At 42.5% G+C, this 8,000-nt stretch carries 8 protein-coding genes; 2 read left to right on the forward strand and 6 right to left on the reverse strand.

From position 1 onward, the window contains the following. Nucleotides 1-6 precede the first annotated feature (6 nt). The 3 genes from thpR to pepV are packed head-to-tail and all read right to left on the reverse strand — an operon-like array spanning nt 7 to nt 3,154. Nucleotides 7-558 (reverse strand): RNA 2',3'-cyclic phosphodiesterase, encoded by a 552-nt coding sequence (gene thpR / locus CHH48_RS17750; protein WP_095220570.1) that lies wholly within the window; start codon nt 556-558, stop codon nt 7-9. After that, on the reverse strand, nt 555-1,739 hold the full coding sequence (locus tag CHH48_RS17755) for an MFS transporter (RefSeq protein ID WP_095220569.1): 1,185 nt from the start codon (nt 1,737-1,739) through the stop codon (nt 555-557). The genes thpR and CHH48_RS17755 overlap by 4 nt, the downstream gene beginning before the upstream one ends. Continuing rightward, entirely contained in the window at nt 1,739-3,154 is a 1,416-nt protein-coding gene (gene pepV, locus CHH48_RS17760) for a dipeptidase PepV (RefSeq protein WP_095220568.1), read from the reverse strand. The genes CHH48_RS17755 and pepV overlap by 1 nt, the downstream gene beginning before the upstream one ends. A gap of 167 nt (nt 3,155-3,321) precedes the next feature. Between pepV and CHH48_RS17765 the strand changes: the two genes are divergently transcribed. Further along, the gene (locus tag CHH48_RS17765; RefSeq protein ID WP_093879353.1) at nt 3,322-3,540 is read left to right on the forward strand and encodes a DeoR family transcriptional regulator; all 219 of its coding nucleotides are present in this window, start codon (nt 3,322-3,324) and stop codon (nt 3,538-3,540) included. A gap of 61 nt (nt 3,541-3,601) precedes the next feature. Here the strand turns inward: CHH48_RS17765 and CHH48_RS17770 are convergent, their stop codons facing one another. Together CHH48_RS17770 and CHH48_RS17775 are read right to left on the reverse strand one after the other, a co-directional pair. Then, nucleotides 3,602-4,324, reverse strand: coding sequence for a pseudouridine synthase (locus CHH48_RS17770; RefSeq protein ID WP_095220626.1), 723 nt, complete (start codon nt 4,322-4,324; stop codon nt 3,602-3,604). A 3-nt stretch (nt 4,325-4,327) separates the two neighbouring features. Then, nucleotides 4,328-5,974, reverse strand: coding sequence for a putative polysaccharide biosynthesis protein (locus CHH48_RS17775; RefSeq protein WP_245840435.1), 1,647 nt, complete (start codon nt 5,972-5,974; stop codon nt 4,328-4,330). Between the two features lie 105 nt (nt 5,975-6,079). Here CHH48_RS17775 and CHH48_RS17780 point away from each other — a divergent pair, with 105 nt between their 5' ends. After that, a complete protein-coding gene (locus CHH48_RS17780) occupies nt 6,080-7,348 on the forward strand; it encodes an NAD(P)/FAD-dependent oxidoreductase (protein ID WP_095220567.1) in 1,269 nt (422 codons plus the stop codon). 15 nt (nt 7,349-7,363) lie between these two features. Here the strand turns inward: CHH48_RS17780 and CHH48_RS17785 are convergent, their stop codons facing one another. After that, entirely contained in the window at nt 7,364-7,927 is a 564-nt protein-coding gene (locus tag CHH48_RS17785; protein WP_095220566.1) for a GNAT family N-acetyltransferase, read from the reverse strand. Between the last annotated feature and the right edge of the window lie 73 nt (nt 7,928-8,000).

Consider the following 8,000-nt stretch of genomic DNA (forward strand, 5'->3'; position numbering starts at 1 on the left):
ATTGATTCACTCCTTCTCCAGATCTTTGACCAGTACTGGAACGTATTTCGGCCGTTTCCCAGGTTCGATACGGTAAAGCGTTACCTTCTCCACCAAGATAGGTGCGGACAAATCTTTATCCGGAAGCGGGAGCTGTCCATTTACTTTACCAGAACCCCATTTCTTCCCAAGTGTTATGTGCGGTCGATACGGTCGGTTCTCGAGCTTGAATCCAGCTTGCTCTGTACTTGCAGTTACTTCTTGATGCAATGCTTGAAGCTGATTAAGCGGTTTTACCCCGGCCCATACGACACGAGGCTGCTTTGGACTGCCGAAAATATACACTCCGGCAACGTCCAAAGTAAATACTTTTCCGAAATCCTGTTTCTGCCAAGCCAATTTTATCTTATCCAGCTGCTCATCTGTCGTGGCACCTAGGAATTGCAGTGTTATATGGAATTCCTCCGGCCTTGGCCATAGTTTCATCGGAACGTATGCTTTTAAGTCGCTCTGCCACTCAGCCAATGCTGCCTGAATAGATTCATCGGTACCTATACCAATGAAATAATGTGTACTCATGCTACTCCTCTTTTCCCTTTAGCTGTACCCATCATTCTCTTCACGATAAACAAAATACCAACACCAATGAAAGTCGTTGCGGCAAACAACGCATACATATGATAAACAGTTGCAACCTCGAGAATCATCCCGCCCATCAGATTAAACAGCGCATTGCCAAGCCCTGTACCTACCGCAGAATAAAGCGCAATGGCAGTCGCTTGTACAGATGAAGGCGCAGCACTTCTTATATATAACAAAGCAGCCGGTACATAGAGTCCGATCGACAATCCTTGGATAATAGTTGTGATGAAGATGACAGTAAGTGATGGGTCGAACATGTACAAAACCCATCTTGCGCCGGATACAGCCGCGCTTAATATGACAACATGCAGAATGCTCATCTTCCTAATAATCAGATGAGCCAGTTTCATGAATGGTGCTTCACTGCCCGCTCCTAGGAAGAATGCGATGCCGACAGCGCTTAGTGTGCCTCCAGCAGCTAAAATGAATGTCCCGAAATAGAAATTATTTGCAAGTATAGGGCCAAATATAAGGAAATTAGATACCAGGAACAACATGAATGGCTTGTTTTTCCGTAAAGTACGCAATCCTTCTTTCATCGATACTCTGGCTATGTCATAACCTTTCCGCGGAAATTTACGCAATGCTGGCAGTGCAAGCAGCAGAAACAATCCATATGCTATGAATATGACATCCACTGTACCTACAAAATCTGTTATGTATCCTAATAGGAATGAAGCAACCGCAAATCCTATTGCTCCCCATAAACGAATGTTCCCGTAGACAAGCTTGTGCTGTTCGACAAAGCTTAACGCCATACTGTCCGACAAAGGAATGACAGCTGCCTGGAATACGGCGATAGCCAGCATTCCGATCAGCAGCAATGCATAATGATCATAAAATAGATAAATGAATGCAAGCGCCGCAGCAGCAGCTAATGCTACTGCCAAAAGACGCAATGGTTTTTGAGTATAATCGCTAAGCAGCCCCCAGACAGGCTCCATTACTGTATTCACTAATGGAATTGCCGCTACAATCAGACCAACAAGTACAGGATCCAACTGTTTTTCTTCCTGCAGAAAAACAGCAAGCAGCGGAAACAAGGATCCGTTGGAAAGAAAAGCCGCTAGATAAAAGTATTGAAAAGATCTGTAAGTCTTTTTAGTCGATGCTTGCATTACCCGCGCTCATCCTTTGTCAGCAGATAAATTGCTTCTGCATAAATGGCAATGGCACGGAGCATATCTTCAAGCAAGATGTGCTCATCCTGCTGATGTGCACTGTCTGATCCGCCTGGGAACAGCGGTCCGAATGCCACACCTTTTTTCATCGCTCGTGCATATGTGCCGCCGCCTATCGCCAAGATATCTGTTTGATCGCCTGTTTGACGACGATACACATCAAGCAATGTCTCAACTAGCGGATCATCCTTTTCTACATATAAAGATGCCAAATGAGAAGTTTCCTGGAATCCTGCACCTGCTTCTGCAAGCTGCGCAAACAATCTAGACGTAACGTCATCATATTCAGATGTAACTGGATAACGGATGTTTACGCCAATTTTCCAAGCCTCCGCATCTTTCATGCTAAATTCCCCAAGATTAAGTGTCAAAGGACCTGATACATCATCAGTCAGAGCCAGATCAATGCCATTGCCATTATAATTCTCGAACTTTTCGATGAGCCAGCTTAGCTTGTCCGTCACATCACCATGTAATGGTAAGTTCACTAAGAATTTAGCCAAAGCCACTACTGCATTGATGCCTTTTTCTGGTGTCGAGCCATGAGCAGCTTTACCAGACAAGCTTAGCTGGATAGCATTTTCTTTAGCTTCAGCCTTACCGCTGTACCCTTCAGCTGCCAAGAAGGCTGTGAATGCTTCTTCTACCTTTGCCAAGCTCTCCCCAGTAAGAAGCGCCTCCGCGAGTCCTGGAACCATATTCAATGCTTTTCCACCTTCGAACTGTTCAAGTCGAAGCATGTCACTTTGTGCTGCAGCTGCAGGAAGCGAGATATTTCCATCAATGATTCCTTTTTCTGCATAGATAAGTGGGAAGTCTGCATCTGGTGTGAATCCGGTATCCGGCATTTCTTCATGCTGGAAGTAGTACGTCATACATTGCCAATCGCGCTCTTCATCCGTACCCATAATCAAACGGACACGTTTCTTCGGTGTGTAACCAAGATCTTTAAGCAGTTTCATCGCAAAGTAAGCTGCTACAACCGGTCCCTTATCATCCAATGTCCCTCTTCCGAATAAATGTTCATCTGCCAGAGTAGGGTTAAATGCACCATATGTCCACTCACCATCCGCAGGTACGACATCTAAATGACCAAGTACGCCCACTAACCCTTCACCTTGTCCATACTCGATATGGCCAGCATAGCCATCGACATATTTGGTTATAAATCCATCATTCTTCCCTACTTGCAATATATACGTTAGTGCTTCATCAATCTTTTCACCAAATGGCTGCTTGTCCGTTTTTGTCGATTCATCATACACACTAGGAATGGATACGAGTTCTTTCAGCACTTTCACATAAGCATCTTTATAAGCCGATGCCTTTTCATACCAATTGATTTTTTCCATTTCCTTCGCCTCCTGTTTTCTTATCAATAATTTTGTTTACGTTTTAAGAATAGAATTAACAGAAAATTAAACCTATCTCCTAGCCTTCTTGGCTTAATTATTGTAAAATACGGGTAGAAAGAGATTTAGAGCACCACCGATTCTTATGTAGACTAAGGAGTGGTTTTTTGAATCAATCAACATCCCGAATGCTAAACCGTGTAAAAGCTGTCTATCTTTACATTAAGGAAAGGGACACAGTTTCTACTACAGAATTGGCTGAAGAATTTGGTATAACGGACCGTACTGTACAGCGCGATCTAAACGTGCTGGAGTATAACGGTTTAGTACAAAGTCCTCATCGGGGGGTTTGGTCAACAACCTCAAAAAAAGTCAAAATCTCTTGATTTAAAACGTACAACCTATGTAATAATTTCCTAATTTAAGGCAAGCTGATCTGCGAGCAGATCAGCTTTTTTTTGTATCCTGGATCAGCTTGCTAAGCTCATCATCAGAAAGTTCCCTGTATTCCCCAAGCTCAAGATCTTCGTCCAGCTCAAGGCTGCCCATCCGCAGACGTTTCAGATAGACAACTTCCATTCCTACTGCTTCGAACATGCGCTTGACCTGATGAAACTTTCCTTCTGTTATCGTAACCTCAATCTCTGAAACTGGACCTGCTTCCAAGATTTGCAGAATAGCCGGCTTCGTCATATAACCATCATCCAGCGTTACACCTTGATGGAATTGCTCTATCGTCTTTTCAGTGACTTCACCTTCGATACGCGCAAAGTAGAGCTTGGGCACGTGTTTCTTCGGTGATAACAGCTGATGGGCAAGCGTCCCATCATTCGTCAACAGCAGAAGCCCTTCCGTATCTTTATCCAATCGGCCGACCGGGAACGGTTCGAATATGCGATCCTCCGTCTGCAGAATATCGACAACTGTTTCATCTCTTTTATCTTCCGTAGCCGAGACTAAACCAGGCGGCTTATGCATCATCAAATAGATAAATTCTCTGTACTCGACGGTTTCACCATTCACTTGTACAATATCTTTCTTTTCATTCACATGGATAGACGGTGATTTGACTTGAGAACCATTCACCGTAATTGCTCCTTGTTTGAGAAGCGTCTTCACTTCTTTTCTGCTGCCATAGCCCATATTGGCAAGCAGTTTATCCATTCTCATCATTTAACCCTTCTTTCTTTTCAATAGACGATCCAAGAACCCAATCCGATTACCAAGTACACGCTCAAGCAAAGTAGATTTATACGAGAGAATCATATAAACCGCTCCACCAACAACCGCACAAACGAGAATGATCACTGCTGATGCAATTTGTCCATCTCGGAACGTAATCGCGAATCCAAGCAGATACTTAGTAAGCAGTACAACAGCCGACATAATTGCTGTGAAAATTACAATGAGGATTGTCCGCTTTGCAAGCTGACGCACTGGGAACTTTAATACATGCTTCATTTTAAGGAAATTCAATACTGTTGCAATACCGACTGCCAAGGCCGTTCCAAAGATGGCTCCTTTTGCTCCGAACGCATGAATGAGCGGTATATTAAAGAATATCTTCACTAATAATCCTGCTGTTAGACTGATGACGGAGAAACGCTGTTCATTTATACCTTGCAAAATGGATGACGTTGTCGTGAATAAAGCAAACAGCAGTGCTACTGGTGCGTACCATACCATTAGCGTTCCTGCATCTATAACAGGGTTGAGAACATCTTCTGTACCATAAAAGGCTGTATAAGCTTCACTACCAAGCAATGCTATTCCGATACTGGCAGGAAAAATCAAGAAAATCACGATTTGCAATGACTGATTAATCTGCTGTAAGTATAATTTACGGTCATTAGAAAAAAATGCACGAGTTATTGCAGGAACAGCCGCCAATGATAACCCAATCGACAATGTCATGGGAATAGTGATTATTTTTTGAGCGTATAAGTTAATCACTCCGAAGATATTTAAAGCAACTTCGCCTTGACCAATTGCCTCCAGTGCACGCGGGACAGTAAACTGATCAATGAACTGATATAGAGACGTCGCAATCCCTGTCACAACGAATGGACCTGCATAGCTGAGTAATTCTTTAATAATTGTTTTATCTGACATAGCTGCAGGTCGAACTGTTTGCTGTCTTATTCTTAGTTCCAGATGCGGTTTGCGGGCACGCCAATAGACAAAGAGCACTGCACAGGAAGCGAGTGCACCTACAAATGCAGCGAATGTTGCATATCCAACCGCTACTGCTATGTTTTCGTTGAATACATGTAGGACAAGATACATACTAAGCAGCAAGAAGACAATGCGTGCTATTTGTTCCACAACTGTAGACACAGCAGATGGCCCCATTGATTGATTACCTTGGAAGAAGCCTCTTACAATACTCATTGCCGGTATAATAAGGTTGGCAAAACTAACCAGCTTAATTACATAAGCTACTGTCTCTGGTGTAAAGTTGGATTTCCCATCTCCTACACTCCAATGTGCTATCAAGTCCGCACCAAAATACATGATAAGAAATGCTAGAGTACCCATGATACCCATGATTCCGAATCCGGTTTTAAAGACGCGTTGGCTTGTCTGATAATCCCCCAAACCATTATATTTTGATACAAATTTTGAAACACCTAACGGAATACCAATTGTAGAGATACTAATTAAGATATTATATGGGACATATGCAAGGTTAAACAAGGCTGCCCCTTGAGAGCCTACCAATGCATTGAACGGGATTACATAGATGATCCCGAGAAACTTCGACAGGAAAGTTGCTGCTGTCAACAGCAATGTTCCGCGAATCATATTCGACAAAGCCATTATTTCACCTAACTCCTCTTTAAAATCCAATGAATCTATTTTATCATAAAGTAGACCTGATGGAAGAATTCCTTTGGATACCATCAGCAGAAAGGAAGAACAAGTATGAATTACGATGTAGTAGTGATCGGCGGCGGACCATCTGGACTTATGGCAGCCATCTCGGCAGCTGAGCATGGAGCAGCCACACTTTTGATTGATAAAGGGAAAAAACTTGGCAACAAGTTAGCGATATCTGGAGGCGGAAGATGCAATGTCACGAATCGTCTGCCGCAAGATGAAGTAATTAAGCATATTCCCGGAAACGGAAAATTTTTGTATAGTGCATTTTCTATCTTTGATAATTACGATATCATCGATTTCTTCGAGAATCTTGGCGTGAAGCTGAAAGAAGAAGACCATGGACGCATGTTCCCGGTTAGTAACTCAGCCAAATCTGTAGTACAGGCATTGCTCAATCGCTTAGATACGCTTCATGTCCGTATCCGCACAGAAGCACCTGTAAAAGCGATCCATTATGGTGAACAAAGGCATGAGATAGTCTTGAAAGATGGCGAAAAAATCAGCACAGGTGCTGTCATTGTCGCTGTCGGGGGAAAAGCAGTACCCCATACAGGAAGTACGGGAGACGGTTATGCATGGGCCAAAAAAGCAGGACATACTATAACAACACTTTACCCAACTGAAGTGCCTCTGCTTTCCTCTGAAGCTTTCATTAAGCAAAAGCTGCTTCAAGGACTCGCGCTGCGGGACGTAGCTGTAAGTGTACTCAACGAGAAGGGCAAAGCGATTATCACACATCAGATGGACATGTTATTTACGCATTTTGGTATCTCCGGTCCAGCTGTATTGCGCTGCTCGCAGTATGTTGTTAAAGAGCTGATGAAAGGCAGGAACGAAGTCAGCATTCATATTGATGCAATCCCGAATAAGAAAGCTCATACGTTAACTGAAGATATTACTAAGATGATGGAGGAACAGCCCAAGAAGGCTTTCCGTAACTTAGTGAAAGGAATTGTACCAGAGCGGTATTTAGATTTTCTGTTAGATAAGGCTACTATACTCCCCGATACAAAGGCAGCAAATATTTCCCGGGAAAATGTGCAGCAGTTTGTCAGCTTAATCAAAGGCTTCTCTTTCTCTGTAAATGGTTCACAGCCGATTGAAAAGGCATTTGTTACAGGAGGTGGAGTTTCCGTTAAAGAAATTGTTCCTACAACAATGCAGTCTAAGTTTATGCATGGATTATACTTCTGCGGAGAAATCCTGGATATTCATGGATATACCGGTGGTTATAATATCACCTCTGCCTTAGTGACAGGCAGAATAGCTGGTATGCATGCAGCCTGGGAAGCAGCTTCTGTTACAAATTAAAAATGCCCTCCATCTTTAGGATGGAGGGTTTTCGTTATCATATATTTTTTGCTTTTTCGAGAACCTGGCCATAAGTAGGGTATCATGATATTCGCCTCCCCTTAATCTTTTATCATCTTTCAAGCAGCCTTCGATTTGAAAATTATAAGTTTCGTACAGACGAATGGCCCGTATATTTGATGCAGAAACAGATAAATTAATTTTATGTATTTTTTGCTCTTCAGACCACGCAATGATCATTTCAAGCATCTGTTTGCCTAGACCATATCCCCAATAATCCTTCATTATAACAATCCCAAATGTCACTTGATGCGATAGCCGTTTTAATTTATTTCCTTCACACCTGCAATAACCAATTACTTCTTGTTGGTCACAAGCAACAAGACACAGATTTTTCAGTTCTTTTTGATCCGTCATTATCAATTCTTCAAAATCTTTCGGAGATAAATATCCTTCTCCTTCTTCTCTATCCATATATTCTGTTTCTCCATCTGTTTTCATTCTCAACCGGGCTAAAGCTTCTGCATCTTTTAACTCTGCTTCTCGGATGATAAGTTTTCTTTGAATAATATCTTTCATCTCAACATCCCCTTTTCTACAATAAAAAATCCCTGATCATATAAGAATCAGGGATTTCATCTTGCCTGGCAAC

Source organism: Terribacillus saccharophilus (assembly GCF_002272075.1).
In the GTDB taxonomy this organism is placed as follows: domain Bacteria; phylum Bacillota; class Bacilli; order Bacillales; family Amphibacillaceae; genus Terribacillus; species Terribacillus saccharophilus_A.